This is a genomic window from Rhodococcus sp. G6(2025) (assembly GCF_058628105.1).
Window position 1 is genome coordinate 1,478,968 of sequence record NZ_CP179750.1, and the last position, 16,023, is coordinate 1,494,990.

The following is a 16,023-nucleotide window of genomic DNA, read 5'->3' on the forward strand; positions in this document are numbered from 1 at the left end:
TCGAACTCGCGCGGACAGTGCGTGCGCATGCACCGGAGGAGGAAGAACGATGAGTTTCGTCGACACACTGAAGGGCCTGCTCGGCAAGGGGAGGGAAGCCGCTTCGCAGAACGCGGACAAGGTTCACGGCGCCATCGACAAGGCCGCCGACGTCGCGGACAGCAAGACCGGCGGCAAGTACAGCGACAAGATCGACAAGGCCGCCGACGCGGCGAAGAAGGCTGTTCCTCCGAAGGAGTGAACACTTCTCGTACAGACGCGCGTGGGCCCCGGTTCTCGGACCGGGGCCCACGCGCGTCTTCGGAGATGACCCGCACACGGCGGGCGGGCGCGGCAGAATCGGTGTCGTGAACGGCGTCCTCGTGCTCCTCGTCATCATCGCGGCCATTGCCGTGACGAGTTTCGCGAAGCGCCGCGACCTCCAGGCGCCGCTGGTCCTCGTCACCATCGGGTCGGTGGCGTCGTTCATCCCCGGGATGCCGCGGCTCGAACTGGACCCGGACGCGATCCTCGGTGTGGTGCTGCCGCCGCTGCTGTACTCCGCGGCGCTCAAGTTCTCGGTGGCCACGTTCCGGCGCCACCTCGCACCGATTCTCCGGCTGGGGATCTTCACCGTCCTGGCGACCGCCATCGGGGTGGCCTTCTTCGCCAACTGGCTGGTCCCCGAATTCACCCTCGGCGCCGCGCTGGTCCTCGGCGCCGTCGTCGCGCCGACGGACGCGGTCAGTGCCGTCGCGGTCGGCCGCAGGCTCGGCCTGCCGAACCGGGTGATCGCAATCCTCACCGGCGAGGGACTCGTCAACGACGCCACCGCGTTGACCCTGTTCACCGTCGCCGTCTCCGCCGTCGTCGGGGCGAAGATCCCGGTCCATCCCGTCGTGTTCTTCGGCTACGAGGTGGTCGGCGGGGTCCTGATCGGGCTGGTGCTCGCCAAGATCGTCGAGTGGGTGCGCCACCGCATGTACGACTCCCCGCTGGAAACGGTGCTGGGGCTGATGCTCCCGTTCGCCGCGTACCTCGCCGCCGAGGAGGTGCACGCGTCCGGTGTGCTGTCGGTGGTCGCCGCGGGGTTCCTGATGGGGCACAAGGCCACCGACGCCTCCGTGGCCACCCGCATCCAGGAACGGTCGCTGTGGGAGAGCGTCGATCTCCTGCTCGAGATGTTCGTGTTCGCCTACATGGGACTGCAACTGAAGTTCGTCATCGACGACGTCCGCGACCAGGGCCTACCGGTGCACCACGTCTTCTTCTACGGCTTCGCAGTCCTCGCCGTGGTCATGGCGATACGGCCGGCGTGGATCCTGCTGCACTGGCTCCGCCGCCGAGTCGGGCTGGCGATCGAGGCGCCCGGCGGCTCGGTGGAACTCGGGTGGCGGGAAAGCCTCGTCGTGTCCTGGGCGGGGATGCGCGGGGTCGTCACCCTCGCCGCCGCGTCCGGTGTGCCCGTGGTGATCGCGAGCGGACAGCCGTTTCCGGGACGCGAGGTGATCCAGGCGATCGCGTTCGTCGTGGCCGTCGGCACTCTACTGATCCAAGGTGCCACCATGCCGCTGCTGATCCGGAAACTCGATCTGGCGGATCCCGGCGAACGCGAGCGCGAGGAGGAACAGGTGAAACTGGCCCGCGCGATCTCCCGCGACGCAGGCGAACGGGCGCTCGTCGACTTCACCGAACACCCGCCGGAGGGAATCGACCGAGCCGACCTGACCGACATCCTCGAACGGGTGCGGCGGTCGATGCGGGCCAGGCTCCAGGCCGAGGAGGCGGAGGACGCCGCGGAGAAGCAGCGGGCCGGCGCACTGTTCGACCACTACCGTCGCGCCGCCCTGCGCGCGCAGCGCGAGGCGATCATCGCCGCCCGCGACGCGGGAACGCTCGACGACGAGGTGATGCGTAGCGTGTTGGAAGGCCTCGATGTGGAGGAGGCAGCAGCCGAGGAGCGGGTGCGGAGACGTCGCGAATGAGGTGCGAGGTGGGTGTGCGTCCGGTGCGAACCGCCGTGGTCGCCCTTACCGCTGTCGTGGCGCTGACCGCCTGCGCCACGGACGAGGTGTCCCCGAGCCCGTCTCCCACCACCTCGGTGGCCGCGGATTCCGGTCCTGCCGGCTCTTCGGCGCCGACCGGCGATCAGCGTGGCGCGCTCACCAGCCAGGAGCCGGTGCCCGATATCGATCCGGCGATCACCGCCCTCGGCGCGACCGCCACCCGGGTCGTCTACCGGTCGACGTCCGGTGTCGACGGCGGCGGCTCGGAGGTCGTGGGCACGGTGTTCACTCCGGCCGGCCCCGCGCCGGACGGCGGCAGGCCCGTGGTCACGGTCGGGCACGGCACCACGGGCGTCACAGACGAGTGCGCCCCCTCGTCGTCACCGACCCTGCTGGGCACGACGAACCTCGTCCGCCCGCTGCTGCAGCGGGGCTACGTCGTGACCGTCACCGACTACCAGGGACTCGGCACCGACGGCCCGCATCCCTACCTCGAACCCGACACCGCCGCCTACGACCTGATCGACGCGGTCCGGGCCGCGCGCAACGTGGTGCCGGAGGCGTCGACGCGCTGGGCGGCGATCGGGGTCTCGCAGGGCGGTCAGGCGTCGTGGTCCGCGGCCGAGCACGCCGAGAACTACGGCGACGGGCTCGAGTTCGTCGGCTCGGCGAACCTGTCACCCGCGGCCGATCTGTCGGGGATCGTCGCCGACGGGACCGTCGAACCACTGTCGTTGCCGCAGAAGATGTTCCTCCCGTACCTCCTCGAGGGACTGAAGGTGGTGCATCCCGAGCTGAATCCGGACGACTACATGCGCGGTGCCCTCGCCGCCGCACCCGACGTCACGCTGTCGTGCGTCGCCGCGAAACTCCCCGAGAAGTGGACGGTGGCAACCCAACTCACCCCGGCCGACACGGGACCGCGGACGGAGGCCGATGCCGAGCGCATGCGAGGATGGCTCGAGGACATCGCCGTGCCGAAGAACGGCGCGGGCGGGCCGATGCTCGTCGTGGTGGGGGAGCGGGACAACCTCATTCTGCCGCAATGGACTTCGCAGGCCGTCGACCGCGCGTGCGCACTCGGCGACATCGTCGAGTTCGACTCCCGGCCCGGGGAAGGGCACGCCGACGGGCGCTCCGTCCCCGGCGCGGTGCAGTGGATCGCCGACCGCTTCGCCGACGTGCCCGCCCCCGACACGTGTCCCGAGGGAGGAACCCCGTGAAGAAAGCCGACCTCGAACGGCTGCGGACGCTGTGCCTCGCCCTGCCCGAGGCGACGGAACGGGTCAGTCACGGCGAACCGGCGTGGTTCGTCCGCAAGGCGCCGCAGTTCGCGTCACTCGCCGACCGCCACCACGACGACCGGGTGGCGTTCTGGGCGGCGGCTCCGCCGGGCGCGCAGCAGGATTGGGTGCAGCGTGACCCCGGCAGGTTCTTCGTCCCGCCGTACGTCGGGGGACGCGGGTGGATCGGCGTCTATCTCGACGTCCCGCAGGACTGGGACGACGTCGCCGACATCGTCGAGGACGCCTACCGCGCCGTCGCCCCGAAAACCCTGATCGCCCGACTGGACGCCGGCGAATGACGGGAACCGTCGTCGCCGTCGTCGCGTTGCTCGTCCTCATTCCCGTCCTCGCGTTCACCGCCGTGTGGCTGCGCGCCCGGCGCGAGCTGACGACACCCACCGAACGGGCCGTTCACACGACCCTCCACACTGCGTCGCTGGCGGCGCGGCCGTTGCGGCGGGGGCTGGACGAGACGTCGGCGGAGGAGGCCGCGCCGCACCTTCGCCAGCTGACCGGCGCGCAGGCGCTGGGTGTCTTCGACGCCGGCGGTGACCTCCTCGCGTGGAGCGGACCGCACGAGGCCATGACCGAACAACTGCACGACGCGGCCGCCCGCGCCGTCGACGGGGAGCGTCGGGTGCTCGTCGCGTACGGCGGCCTCGTCCGGGGCGCGGGTGACAACGCGGTGCGAGGGTTGATCGCCCAGCCCCTGCTCATCGAGGCCATCGGCGTGGTCGGGGTCCTCGGCATCGTCACCACGGAAGACCCCGGCCCGGGCATGCTCGGCGCCGTCACGGAAGTCGCCCGGTACGCGTGCAGCCAGATCGAACTCGCCGACCTCGACGCGTCCCGCGCCCGACTCGACCGCGCCGAGGTCCGGGCGCTGCGCGCACAGATCAGCCCCCATTTCATATACAACGCGCTGAACACGGTGGCGTCGTTCGTCCGCACCGACCCCGATCGCGCCCGGGAGCTGATCCTCGAGTTCGCCGACTTCACGCGGTACTCGTTCCGTTCGGCGGGGGAATTCACCCTGCTCGCCGACGAACTGCGCAACATCGACCGGTACCTCACCCTCGAGCGCGCCCGGTTCGGCGACGCCCTCGCCGTGAAATTGCAGGTGGCGCCGGAGGTGCTGAACGTGGTGCTGCCGTTCCTCGCGCTGCAACCGCTGGTCGAGAACGCGGTGCGGCACGGAATCGCCGCCAAACCGGACGGCGGCACCGTCAGCATCGTCGCCGCCGACGAGGGCACCGACTGCGTGATCAGCGTCGAGGACGACGGCGTCGGCATGGATCCCGAACTGCTGCGGTCGGGGTCGCTGGACTCGGTGGCCGAGACGTCGGGGGTGAAGGAGGCGGCGCACGTCGGGCTCGCCAACGTCGACGACCGCCTGCGCGCCGCGTTCGGCGACGACTACGGACTCGTGGTGGAGACCGCCCCCGGTGCGGGCACCAAGGTGAGCATGCGCGTCCCGAAGTTCCGGCGGGGGATCTCGACATGAACAGGGAGGGTCCGTGCGACGATTGCTGTCGTTGTGAACCACACTGACGACAAGTCTCCGGACGCACCCCTCACCGTGCTGGCCGTCGACGACGAGAAACCCGCCCTCGACGAGCTGGCGTTCCTGCTGCGCGCCCAGGACGCGGTCGGGGACATCCGGACCGCGGGAGATGCCACCACGGCGCTGCGCATCCTCCGCGACGGCGAGATCGACGCCGTCTTCCTCGACATCAACATGCCCGGACTCGACGGACTCGAGCTGGCCGGGATCCTCGCGAATTTCGCGTCCCCACCGCAGGTGGTGTTCGTGACCGCCCACGACGACCGGGCCGTCGCCGCATTCGACCTCGGAGCCGTCGACTATCTCCTCAAACCCCTGCGCGAGGAGCGGCTGGCGGAATCCGTGCGCCGCATCGTCGAGGGGCGCCGCAGGCGGGTCGACGCGGGACCGGCCGCCCCCACCGACGAGGTGATCCCGGTCGAACTCGGCGGTATCACCACACTCGTGCACCGGTCCTCCGTCGAGTGGGTCGAAGCGGACGGCGACTACGCCCGACTGCACACCGCGGACGGCTCCCACCTCGTCCGCATCCCCATCTCGGCGCTCGAGACGCGCTGGGCGGACGCCGGGTTCCTGCGGGTCCACCGCTCGTACCTCGTCGCGTTGCCGCGGGTCACCGGAATCCGGACCGTCGGCAACGGTCTCGTCGTGTGCCTCCGCGCGCACGGCGACCACCCGCCCGTCGAACTGCCTGTCAGCCGCAGGCACACGCGCATGCTCAAGGACCGGCTGGTCCGGGCGCCGAAGCAAACCTGGACCGCGCGATGAGTTCGCCCGAGCGGGTGCGGGTCGTCCTCGCCCAGCGCCGCGGTGCGCGGATCGTCCGCACCCGCGTCGAGGTGCAGGAACAGACCGCGGTCGGGGACGCGATGATCCGGGGGCTCGTGCGCACCCAGCTCGTGCTGGCCGTCAGGCTCGCGCTCCTCGCGGCGTGCCTGCTGTGGGCGGTGCCGCTCGTGATGTTCCTGTTCCCGGCGTTGTCGGACGTGGCGGTGCTGGGGATCCGGCTGCCGTGGGTGGTGCTCGGGGCGCTCGTGTACCCGGTGCTCCTGACCACCGGCTGGATCTACGTGCGGCAGGCCGAGCGCAACGAACAGGAATTCGCCGACCTGGTGGACGACTGAGCATCCCGTGACCCCCGACCAACCCATTCCCTGGCTGACCCTGGCCGGGCTCGCCGCCGCCGCGATCGCGACGGTGGCCATCGGCATCTACGGAGTGCGGTTGGCGCGCACCACCTCCGACTTCCTCGTCGCGTCCCGCAGCGTCGGACCGCGGTGGAACGCCGCCGCCATCTCCGGCGAGTACCTCTCGGCCGCATCCTTTCTCGGCGTCGCCGGCCTCATCGCGAAATACGGTGCGGACGCCCTCTGGTACCCGATCGGGTTCACGGCCGGCTACCTCGGGCTGCTGCTGTTCGTCGCCGCACCGCTGCGACGCTCCGGCGCGTACACGGTGCCCGACTTCGCCGAGTTCCGGCTCGGCTCCCGCCGGCTCCGCACCCTCGCGATGCTCGTCGTCGCCGCCGTCTGCGCGCTGTACCTCGTCCCGCAACTCCAGGGCGCAGGGCTGACCCTGAACATCCTGCTCGGGGTGCCGACCTGGGTCGGGGCCGTCGTCGTCGGGCTCATCGTCATCGCCAACGTGGTGGGTGGCGGCATGCGGTCCATCACATTCGTCCAGGCCTTCCAGTACTGGCTGAAACTCACCGCGGTCGCGATCCCGGCGCTGGTGCTGTCGGTGTACTTCTTCGGCGACCACCACGAGCTGGGCGCGGCCGCACCCCCCACCGTGAGCGAACAGACCACCGTCGACATCACCACCGACGTCGTCGTGCAGGTGTCCGAACCGGTGACCGTCGGCGGGTCGGGGACGATCGACGGGGCCGCGGCGACCGGTGACGTTCTCCTCGAGCCGGGCGAGCATCACCTCGGCGAGGGCACGTCGATGACCCTCGAGGCGGGCGCCCCGGTGCCCGTGGTCGCGGGCGCTCCCGCCGACAACTCCGACTGGATCGCCCCCGGCTGGGGATTCGGCGGCGACCACCCGATGTACCAGGTGTACTCGCTGATTCTCGCCACGTTCCTCGGCACGCTCGGGCTGCCGCACGTGCTCGTCCGGTTCTACACCAACCCCGACGGGCGGGCCGCGCGGCTGACGTCGCTGGCCGTGGTCGGGCTGCTCGGAGTGTTCTACCTGTTCCCGACGCTGCTCGGGGTGTTCGCCCGGCTGTACGTGCCGCAGCTGCTCATCACCGGCACGTCCGACGCCGCGGTCCTGCTGCTGCCCGGCTCCGTGATCTCAGGGTGGGCCGGGCAACTCCTCGCCGCGCTGGTGGCCGCCGGGGCCATCGCGGCGTTCCTGTCCACGTCGTCCGGTCTGCTCGTCAGCATCGCCGGGGTGCTCAGCACCGACGTCCTGCGCGGACGGATCCGGGACTTCCGCATCGCCGCAGTCCTGGCCGGGGCGGTGCCGCTGGTGCTGTCGCTGGCGGTGACGTCGCTGGACCTGTCGCGCACGGTGGGGCTGGTGTTCGCGGTCGCGGCGTCGACCCTCTGCCCGCTGCTCGTGCTCGGCATCTGGTGGCGTGGTCTGACCGCCGCCGGGGCTGGTGCCGGGATGGTCGCAGGCGGGCTCGTCGCCGGCTGCGCCGCCGGGATCTCGGTGCTCGGCGGCTTCACCGTCGACGTCTGGAACGGCTGGCCCGCGGCGATGGTCGCGTACCCGGCGGCCGTCAGTGTTCCGCTGGCCTTCGTCACGATGGTGCTGATCAGCAAGGTGACGAAGCGTCAGATTCCCGCCGACCTCAGCCGGATCTTCACCCGCATGCACGCCCCCGAGCGCCTCGAGGTGGGCTCCGACCGCGAGAGGGAGCTCCGCTCCCCGTGAGCCTTTTTGGTAGCTCCCGCAACCAGAAAGGCGCACGGGTGGCGGAGCCGCTTGTCGCGGTCGGGTGACCGTTCGGCGCACAGTCCGGCAGCTCGCCGTGTGACAGGCACCACAACCTATTTCTGTGACTCAACTCTCACTAACGTCGGTAACCAGTTCACTTCACACGACCAAGGAGTCTGCAGTGACCACAGCCGATCTCAGTGAGGGCGCACCGCAGAAGCGGAGCGCTCCTGATGCGCAAGCCTTCGTAGACATGCAGGCGAGCCCCGAGTTCCAGGAGTTGCGACACCGCCTGCGTAGTTTCGTCTTCCCGATGACGGCGTTCTTCCTCGCCTGGTACGCGGCGTACGTCCTGCTGGCCACGTACGCGCCCGAGTTCATGGCCACCAAGGTGATCGGCAACATCAACCTCGGCATCATCCTCGGTCTCGGCCAGTTCGTGACCACGTTCGTGATCACCGCGCTGTACGTCAAGTTCGCCAACCGGGAACTCGACCCGCGCTCCGCCGCGATCCGCGACGAGCTGGAAGGACCCCTCAAGTGATCACCACGCTCGCAGTCGGCACCGACGTCGGCAACCCGCTCCTCAACATCGCCATCTTCGTGGCGTTCGTCGTGATCACGATGACCATCGTGATCCGGGCGAGCCGCACCACCAAGAAGGCCTCGGACTTCTACACCGGCGGCGGTCAGTTCTCCGGACCGCAGAACGGTTTCGCCATCGCCGGCGACTACCTGTCGGCCGCCTCGTTCCTCGGCATCGCCGGCGCCATCGCCGTGTACGGCTATGACGGCTTCCTGTACTCGGTCGGCTTCCTCGTCGCCTGGCTGGTGGCCCTGCTGCTGGTCGCGGAACTGCTCCGCAACACCGGCCGGTTCACGATGGCGGACGTGCTGAGCTTCCGCCTCAAGCAGCGTCCAGTGCGGATGGCCGCGGCGCTGTCCACACTGGTGGTCTCGTTGTTCTACCTGCTCGCGCAGATGGCAGGAGCCGGCGGACTCGTCGCCCTGCTGCTGAACATCGACGGCAAGGTCGGTCAGGGCGTCGTCGTCGCGGTCGTGGGTGTGCTGATGATCGTGTACGTGCTCGTCGGCGGCATGAAGGGCACCACCTACGTGCAGATGGTCAAGGCGGTGCTGTTGGTCGCCGGAGCCGGCATCATGTTCTTCCTCGTGCTGTTCGCGGTGCGCGGCAACTTCTCCCAGCTGCTGACCGACGCCCAGGCGACGGTCAGCACTTCCACGAACGAGGCCATCGCGGGCCGCGACATCCTCGCTCCCGGCGCCAAGTACGGCATCAGCTCGATGAGCAAGCTCGACTTCATCTCGCTCGGCATCGCCCTCGTCCTCGGCACCGCGGGTCTGCCGCACGTGCTGATGCGGTTCTACACCGTCCCCACCGCCAAGGAAGCCCGCCGCTCGGTCACCTGGGCGATCGGACTGATCGGCGCGTTCTACCTGTTCACGCTCGTCCTCGGCTACGGTGCCGCCAAGATGGTCGGCCCCGACGTCATCCTCGCAGCACCCGGCAAGGAGAACGCGGCGGCGCCGCTGCTCGCGTTCGAACTGGGCGGCACCATCTTCCTGGCGATCATCTCCGCGGTCGCGTTCGCAACGATCCTCGCGGTCGTGGCGGGGCTGGCGATCACGGCGTCCGCGTCGTTCGCCCACGACATCTACGCCAGCGTCATCAAGCGCGGACACGCGTCGGAAGAGTCCCAGGTGCGGGTTTCCCGGATCACGGTCGTCGTGATCGGTCTCGTGTCGATCGTCCTCGGCATCATGGCCATGGGCCAGAACATCGCGTTCCTGGTGGCGCTCGCCTTCGCGGTGGCTGCCTCGGCCAACCTGCCGACGCTGCTGTACTCGCTGTTCTGGAAGAAGTTCAACACCACCGGCGCCCTGTTCAGCATCTACGGCGGCCTGGTCAGCTGCCTCCTGCTGATCGCGTTCTCCCCGGCCGTGTCCGGCAAGCCGTCGTCGATGTTCCCGAACGCCGACTTCGACTACTTCCCGCTCGCCAACCCGGGCATCGTCTCCATCCCGCTGGCGTTCGTTCTCGGCATCGTCGGCACCTACATCGGCCGCGGCAAGGCGGAGGATCCCGCCAAGCAGGCCGAGATGGAGGTCCGCTCTCTCACCGGTGTCGGTGTGGAGAAGGCCGTCTCCCACTAATGCCTTCGGCCTGTGAGTACTTATTAACCGCCCGCGGTTAATAAGTACTCACAGGCCGTTAGGCTGCACCAATGGCGAAACTCACGGTCAAGACCGATGTTCCCCTCAGCCCCCAGGACACCTGGGACAAGGCCTCGAATCTGCAGGACTTCGACAAGTGGTTCGTGGTCCACGACGGCTGGCGCGGCGAACTTCCCGAGACCCTCACGGCCGGAACCGAGATCAGTTCCGTCGTGACGGTCAAGGGACTCCGCAACCGCGTGAAGTGGACGATCAAGGAGTACGACGCCCCGAACCGCATCGTTCTCAAGGGTGACGGCAAGGGCGGCGTGAAGCTCGGAATGGTGCTCGACGTCAAGGCGAAGGGCGACGCCTCCGAGGTGGCGTTCACCATCGAACTCGGTGGCGCACCGCTGTTCGGGCCCATCGGCTCGGGTGTCGCGAAGGCACTGAAGGGCGACATCGAGAAGTCCCTGAAGACGTTCGTCGACTTGTACGCCTGATCAGTCGAGGACGTGCGCGCCGCCGGTGTCGGTGATCCACTCGGCGGCAAGGGCGTCCAGCGTCCCGTCGGCGTAGAGCGAATCGACGGCCGCCGAGACGCACGCGGTGAGCGGGCTGTTCTTCTCCAGCACGAGGCCGAAGAATTCGGTGACGGCGTTGGGGCGCGGGAACTGTCCGACGAGGACACTGTCCTTCACCTCGTTGGCGGTGATCTGAAATCCGGTCGGGATGTCCACCACCAGCGCATCGATGTCGCCCGCGGCCAGGGCGGCCTTGGCGTCGTCGGTGGTGGTGAAACTGACCGGCGCCTGGCGGGGCTGCACGGTCTCGGTGATGGCGTCGAAACTAGTGGACCCCACCTGCGCCCCGAGACGGAACGGCGCGAGGTCGGCGAGCGATTTGGCTCTCGCGGCGGGAGAGTTCTTCAGCGCCAGCACCGACTGCGTGACGGCGTAATAGGGCGAACTGAAATCGACCGTCTCGCGCCGGGTGTCGACGATCGTGAACTGGTCGATGGCGAAGTCGAAGTTCTTCTCGCCGGGCGCCAGCGCGTCGTTGAACCCGACTGTCTCGAATTGCACCTGGTCCGGACCGTATCCCAGCTTCTCGACCACTTCCCGGGCGACGGCGCCCTCGTAGCCCTTGCCGTTGGACGGGTCACCGTCGACGAACCACGGCTGGTACGACGGACTGTCGGTGGCGATGGTGACGACGCCGTCCCGCGCGGTGACGCCGCTGCCGGGGGCGCAGTCGCCGACCGCGCGGGTGGACGGAAGTTTGGTGAACGCTTCGGGAATCGTCGAGGCTTCGGCCTGGGCGTCGACCTCCGACGTGGTGTCGGTGGAGCAGGATCCGGCGAGCAATGTCAGTGCAGCGGATATGGCGGCGACGGCTGTCTTGGGACCTCGGTGCACCCCGCCATCTTGCCTGGCGGGTAGCGATCCGGCCAGCGAAGCGGCCGCGCGGCGCACAATATGTATGTATTGGCGGAGGGAGGCGCGCGTGGCCACTGCGGGAACCCGGCAACTGACGGTCGACGGACATCGCCTGTCCCTGACCAATCTCGGCAAGGTCCTCTACCCGGAATCGGAAACGACGAAGGGCGAGGTCATCGACTATTACACGCGGATCGCGCCCGCCATGCTCCCGCACGTCGTCGACCGCCCCGCCACCCGGAAACGCTGGCCCAACGGGGTGGACAGCGAGCCGTTCTTCGAGAAGAACCTCGCGGCCTCCGCACCGGCGTGGTTGGAGCGCCGTGCGATCGAGCACTCGGATCGGTCCGTGCACTATCCGCTCCTGAACTCGGTCGCGGCCCTGGCGTGGGCGGGGCAGCAGGCCGCACTCGAACTGCACGTGCCGCAGTGGCGGTTCGACGGACCACATCGGGGTCCCGCCACCCGGATCGTCTTCGACCTCGACCCCGGCCCCGGTGTGGGCCTGGCCGAATGCGCGGAGGTGGCACGGGCCGTGCGCGACCTGGTCGCGAACCTCGGCTGGACCGCGTACCCGGTCACCAGCGGCAGCAAGGGTATTCACCTGTACGTGCCGCTCGACCGGAAGCTGGACGGTTCGGGCGCGTCGACCGTCGCGAAGCAGGTGGCGACGGGACTGGAGAAGCTGCGGCCCGAACTCGTCACCGCCACCATGGCCAAGGCGGTGCGCGCGGGAAAGGTCTTCGTCGACTGGAGCCAGAACAATCCGTCCAAGACCACCATCGCGCCGTATTCGCTGCGGGGGCGCGCCCAGCCGTATGTGGCGGCGCCGCGGAGCTGGGACGAACTCGACGACCCCGACCTACGACAGTTGCGGTTCGAGGAAGTGCTCGAACGGTGGGAGTCGGACGGCGACCTGCTCGCCGGACTCGATCCGCCGATCGAGGACGACGCCACCCTCGCCGAGTACCGCCGCAAGCGTGATCCCGGACGGACACCCGAGCCGATGCCGGACACGGTGCAGCCGGGGGCGGGCAACAGCTTCGTCATCCAGGAACACCACGCCCGGCGTCTGCATTACGACCTGCGGCTCGAACGCGACGGGGTGCTGGTGTCGTGGGCGGTGCCGAAGAACGTGCCGACGACGACGGGGGAGAACCGGCTCGCCGTGCACACCGAGGATCACCCGCTCGAATATCTCACGTTCTCCGGGACCATCCCGAAGGGCGAGTACGGCGGCGGCGAGATGACCATCTGGGACACGGGAACCTATGACACCGAGAAGTGGCGGGACGACGAGGTGATCGTCCAGTTGCACGGCGAGCAGGTGGAGGGCCGGTTCGCGCTGATCCGCACGAAGGGCGACCAGTGGCTGATGCATCTGATGAAGGATCAGACACCGGGTGGGTCGCACACCTCCGAATTGCCGCGCGGACTGTCGCCGATGCTCGCGAGCCCTGGCACCCTCGACGGACTGGACGCCGACGAGTGGGCGTTCGAAGGGAAGTGGGACGGGATCAGGGTGATCGCCGAGATCGGTGGCGGCGAGCTGAAGCTGACGAGCCGGGCGGGCAACGACAAGACCCGCGACTACGCCCGATTAGGTTGGCTGGCAGACGCTCTCGGCGACCACGAGGTGGTCCTCGACGGTGAAGTGGTCGCGTTCGACGAGCGGGGTGTCGCGAACTTCGGCCTCCTGCAGCAGGGCAACGAGCCGCACTTCCTTGCGTTCGACGTGCTGTATCTCGACGGAGTGTCGTTGTTACGCAAGAAGTACACCGACCGGCGCCGCGTCCTCGAAGCCCTGGCGGCCAAGGTGGACGACCTGGTCGTTCCGCCGCAACTGCACGGGTCCGCGCAGGACGCTCTGGACGAGAGCCGCGGCAAGGGCTGGGAAGGTGTCGTGGCCAAACGCCGCGAGTCCGTGTACTTGCCGGGCAAGCGGGGGTCGAGCTGGATCAAGGTGAAGAACTGGCGCACACAGGAAGCGGTGATCGGCGGGTGGCGCCGGGGTCAGGGCGGGCGGTCCACGGGAATCGGGTCGGTACTGCTCGGCGTCCCCGAGGACGGTGGGCTGCGCTACATCGGGCGCGTCGGAACCGGCTTCACCGAACGGGATCTGCAGGAACTCGCGTCCACCCTGGGGCCGCTCGAAACCGACACCAGCCCGTTCGTCGAAGACCTGCCCACCGCCGACCGCAAGGGGGCCGTGTGGGTCACCCCGACACTGGTGGCGGAGGTGCGGTTCATGGATTGGACCGGCTCGAAGAGACTGCGGCACCCCAGCTGGCGTGGGCTCAGGGACGACAAGGCACCCGAGGACGTCGAAGTGGAGGTCTCGTGATGACCGGTATCCGATTCCAATCGACCCCGGAGAACGAGATCCCCGTCTCCGTGCCGGTCGACACCGTGCTGGCCCGCACCGAGTCGCTCGTGCTGTGGCTGACCGACGTTCACGTGTACAGCTGTGGTGTCGAGTTCACGATCCAGGCACGCAGGCCCGAGTCCACGGTGCTGCTCGACATGTTCGGATTCGGCAAACCCGGGTCGGCGAAGAGCAGCGGGCCGTTTCTGTTCGGAATCGAGTACGCGGACGGCACTGTGTTCACGAACCTTCCCGGTGCCCGCATGACCGACGGCCTGCATGGCGGGGCAGGGCGCGGCGGACCGCTCACCGCGGACAAGACGTATTTTCTCCAGCCGCTCCCGCCGCCGAAACGCTGGTCGATGATCACGGCGTGGCCCTACTTCGGGGTTCCGGAATCTCGGACCGACCTCGATGCCGCCGTTTTCGCCGATGCCGCGGAGCGGGTCGAGACACTGTGGCCGGAACCGGTCCACGCGCTCGTCGAGGCACCGGACGACCGACAGCAGCCGCCGGAGCTCGAGCTACCGCCAGGGGGCTGGTTCGAATGGGCCGGCCGACGCGGTGTCGAATGACCCGGGCGGTTCCTGTGTCGGGGTGTGCAGCGCCGGCGGGGTGAAGACCGGCAGGGGCGTGGACGTCGTGTCCTCGTCCTGGTGCTGCTCGGTGACACTCACCTCGGCGGTCGGTGATGCCGTGCCGCTGGCGACGGCGATTCCGGCGGCTCCGACGACCGAGAGGACGAAGGCTGCGCCCCCGCCGATCGCGATGCGGGTCTTGGTGTGGGACATGGTGTGGATTTCCTCCGGTGATCAGGGGCCGACGACGGTTCCGCCGTCGACGGGGCCGACGCCGCCGGGTGACTGCGGGGCCGCGGGCGGGGCAGGCTTCGGGCCGCCGCCGACGGGGAACGGATTGGTTTCGGGTTCGAGAACGCCCGGCTCGACCTGGCCCGGTCCTTCGAACGGACCCTTCGGCGGGTGAACGGGGTCGACGACGACGGGCGGATCGACGACGACGGGCGGGTCCACCACGACGGGCGGCTGGGCGACGGGCGGCTGCGCAACCGGCGGCTGGGCGATGGGCTGCTGGACAATCGGCGGCTGGGCGATCGGTGCTCGGACGATGGGCGGTGCCGCCACGACGGGCGGAACGACACCCGGTCCCGGCGCCACCGTTTCGGTGTCGGCCGAATAGCCGGGCGCCGAGTACCCGGGATTCACCGAGTAGCCGGGGTCTGCGACGACGATCCGACTCGGGGCCGGCGCGATCGCCGGAGCCGGCTGCTGCTGCGAGACGGCCCCCTCCGAACTCGGGGTCGGAGCCCCGTCGGTATGTCCACCGGCAAGAACGATCACTGCGGCTCCTGCGAGGGAGAACGTGAGGGCGGCGGTTGCGCCGATCGCGATGCGAGTTGCGGTGTGGACGATGGGGTGCCTCCGGTGGTTTGGGGTGTCTAGCTGGGCTGATAGACCAAGCTTGCGCCGGGCGCGAGCGATTCGACAGGCACCCCAGGGTGCGCATCTCCCACCCCGCGGCGGAACCGCGGGCAAACCTGCACAGAATCTTCACAAGCTCTGACGGGGATCCGCACGTGCGCCCAATACAGTCGGGGAATGAGCCAGCGAAGAGTGCTCGTCGTCGACGACGAGGCGACGATCTGCGAGGCGGTCGCGGCGCGGTTGCGGGCGGAGGGCTTTGACGTCGTGACGGCGTCGGACGGTCCCTCCGCCGTTGCGGAGTGCGCGGCCTCGTCGCCCGACGTGCTGGTACTGGACGTGATGCTGCCGGGATTCGACGGCCTCGAGGTGTGCCGCCGCGTCCAGGCGTCGCGGCCGGTGCCGGTGCTGATGCTCACCGCGCGCGCCGACGAAACGGACATGCTGATCGGTCTCGGCGTGGGTGCCGACGACTACCTGAGCAAGCCGTTCAGCATGCGGGTGCTGGTGGCGCGGGTGCACGCGCTGCTGCGGCGGGCCGATCGTGCCCAGGAGACCGTGCCGGCCGAGCGGGACGGACTGTCCGTCGGCGACATCGAGGTGGACCTCGTGGAGCGTCGCGTCCGGCGCGGCGCCGACGAAATTCATCTGACACGAACCGAATTCGACCTGCTGGCCTACTTCGCCTCCCGGCCGCGCGCGGCGATCGCACGGGAGTCGCTCCTCGCGGAGGTGTGGGGGTGGGGTGACGGGGCGGGTAGCCGGACCGTCGACAGTCACGTCAAGGCGCTGCGCCGAAAACTCGGCGGCGACCTGATCCGCACCGTGCACGGCGTCGGCTACGCACTGGACGTGCAGCGGTGAGCGCGGGCCGGATC

General features: G+C 69.2%; 17 protein-coding genes. 14 read left to right on the forward strand and 3 right to left on the reverse strand.

Features of this window, described 5'->3' with window-relative positions; translation table 11 throughout:
• Positions 1-49: 49 nt before the first annotated feature.
• The 11 genes from ACLIVD_RS07025 (at position 50) to ACLIVD_RS07075 (ending at position 10,405) form a co-directional block, all read left to right on the forward strand.
• A complete protein-coding gene (locus tag ACLIVD_RS07025) occupies positions 50-241 on the forward strand; it encodes an antitoxin (RefSeq protein WP_005244012.1) in 192 nt (63 codons plus the stop codon).
• Positions 242-347: 106 nt separating this feature from the next.
• Positions 348-1,964 (forward strand): Na+/H+ antiporter, encoded by a 1,617-nt coding sequence (locus ACLIVD_RS07030; protein ID WP_418339464.1) that lies wholly within the window; start codon positions 348-350, stop codon positions 1,962-1,964.
• Positions 1,961-3,208, forward strand: a complete 1,248-nt coding sequence (locus tag ACLIVD_RS07035; protein WP_491932169.1) for a lipase family protein — start codon at positions 1,961-1,963, stop codon at positions 3,206-3,208. The genes ACLIVD_RS07030 and ACLIVD_RS07035 overlap by 4 nt, the downstream gene beginning before the upstream one ends.
• Positions 3,205-3,570, forward strand: coding sequence for an MmcQ/YjbR family DNA-binding protein (locus tag ACLIVD_RS07040; RefSeq protein WP_283330778.1), 366 nt, complete (start codon positions 3,205-3,207; stop codon positions 3,568-3,570). Before ACLIVD_RS07035 ends, ACLIVD_RS07040 begins: the two co-directional genes overlap by 4 nt.
• Positions 3,567-4,775, forward strand: a complete 1,209-nt coding sequence (locus ACLIVD_RS07045) for a sensor histidine kinase (protein WP_477955138.1) — start codon at positions 3,567-3,569, stop codon at positions 4,773-4,775. The genes ACLIVD_RS07040 and ACLIVD_RS07045 overlap by 4 nt, the downstream gene beginning before the upstream one ends.
• Positions 4,776-4,808: 33 nt before the next feature.
• Positions 4,809-5,603: a LytR/AlgR family response regulator transcription factor gene (locus ACLIVD_RS07050; RefSeq protein WP_005244000.1), complete on the forward strand. Its 795-nt coding sequence runs from the start codon at positions 4,809-4,811 to the stop codon at positions 5,601-5,603.
• A complete protein-coding gene (locus ACLIVD_RS07055) occupies positions 5,600-5,959 on the forward strand; it encodes a hypothetical protein (RefSeq protein ID WP_283351537.1) in 360 nt (119 codons plus the stop codon). The genes ACLIVD_RS07050 and ACLIVD_RS07055 overlap by 4 nt, the downstream gene beginning before the upstream one ends.
• A gap of 7 nt (positions 5,960-5,966) precedes the next feature.
• Positions 5,967-7,724 carry a sodium/solute symporter gene (locus ACLIVD_RS07060; protein WP_491932170.1) on the forward strand — a complete coding sequence of 586 codons (1,758 nt, stop codon included), beginning with the start codon at positions 5,967-5,969 and terminating at the stop codon, positions 7,722-7,724.
• Between the two features lie 184 nt (positions 7,725-7,908).
• Positions 7,909-8,271 (forward strand): DUF485 domain-containing protein, encoded by a 363-nt coding sequence (locus ACLIVD_RS07065; RefSeq protein ID WP_105414256.1) that lies wholly within the window; start codon positions 7,909-7,911, stop codon positions 8,269-8,271.
• A complete protein-coding gene (locus ACLIVD_RS07070) occupies positions 8,268-9,902 on the forward strand; it encodes a monocarboxylic acid transporter (protein WP_491932171.1) in 1,635 nt (544 codons plus the stop codon). The genes ACLIVD_RS07065 and ACLIVD_RS07070 overlap by 4 nt, the downstream gene beginning before the upstream one ends.
• A gap of 71 nt (positions 9,903-9,973) precedes the next feature.
• Entirely contained in the window at positions 9,974-10,405 is a 432-nt protein-coding gene (locus tag ACLIVD_RS07075) for a type II toxin-antitoxin system Rv0910 family toxin (RefSeq protein ID WP_283351539.1), read from the forward strand.
• Here the strand turns inward: ACLIVD_RS07075 and ACLIVD_RS07080 are convergent, their stop codons facing one another.
• Positions 10,406-11,320, reverse strand: coding sequence for an ABC transporter substrate-binding protein (locus ACLIVD_RS07080; RefSeq protein WP_283351540.1), 915 nt, complete (start codon positions 11,318-11,320; stop codon positions 10,406-10,408).
• A gap of 88 nt (positions 11,321-11,408) precedes the next feature.
• Between ACLIVD_RS07080 and ACLIVD_RS07085 the strand changes: the two genes are divergently transcribed.
• Both ACLIVD_RS07085 and ACLIVD_RS07090 read left to right on the forward strand, forming a co-directional pair.
• Entirely contained in the window at positions 11,409-13,685 is a 2,277-nt protein-coding gene (locus ACLIVD_RS07085; RefSeq protein ID WP_491932172.1) for an ATP-dependent DNA ligase, read from the forward strand.
• Positions 13,685-14,281, forward strand: a complete 597-nt coding sequence (locus ACLIVD_RS07090) for a hypothetical protein (protein WP_491932173.1) — start codon at positions 13,685-13,687, stop codon at positions 14,279-14,281. The genes ACLIVD_RS07085 and ACLIVD_RS07090 overlap by 1 nt, the downstream gene beginning before the upstream one ends.
• On the opposite strand, the gene ACLIVD_RS07095 is transcribed toward ACLIVD_RS07090, so the two are convergent.
• Positions 14,231-14,497 (reverse strand): hypothetical protein, encoded by a 267-nt coding sequence (locus ACLIVD_RS07095; protein WP_280778547.1) that lies wholly within the window; start codon positions 14,495-14,497, stop codon positions 14,231-14,233. The two genes, ACLIVD_RS07090 and ACLIVD_RS07095, sit on opposite strands and share 51 nt — an antisense overlap.
• A gap of 21 nt (positions 14,498-14,518) precedes the next feature.
• Positions 14,519-15,064, reverse strand: coding sequence for a hypothetical protein (locus tag ACLIVD_RS07100; RefSeq protein WP_283330784.1), 546 nt, complete (start codon positions 15,062-15,064; stop codon positions 14,519-14,521).
• Positions 15,065-15,322: 258 nt separating this feature from the next.
• Here ACLIVD_RS07100 and ACLIVD_RS07105 point away from each other — a divergent pair, with 258 nt between their 5' ends.
• Positions 15,323-16,009, forward strand: coding sequence for a response regulator transcription factor (locus ACLIVD_RS07105; protein ID WP_283330785.1), 687 nt, complete (start codon positions 15,323-15,325; stop codon positions 16,007-16,009).
• The last annotated feature ends 14 nt before the right edge of the window (positions 16,010-16,023 follow it).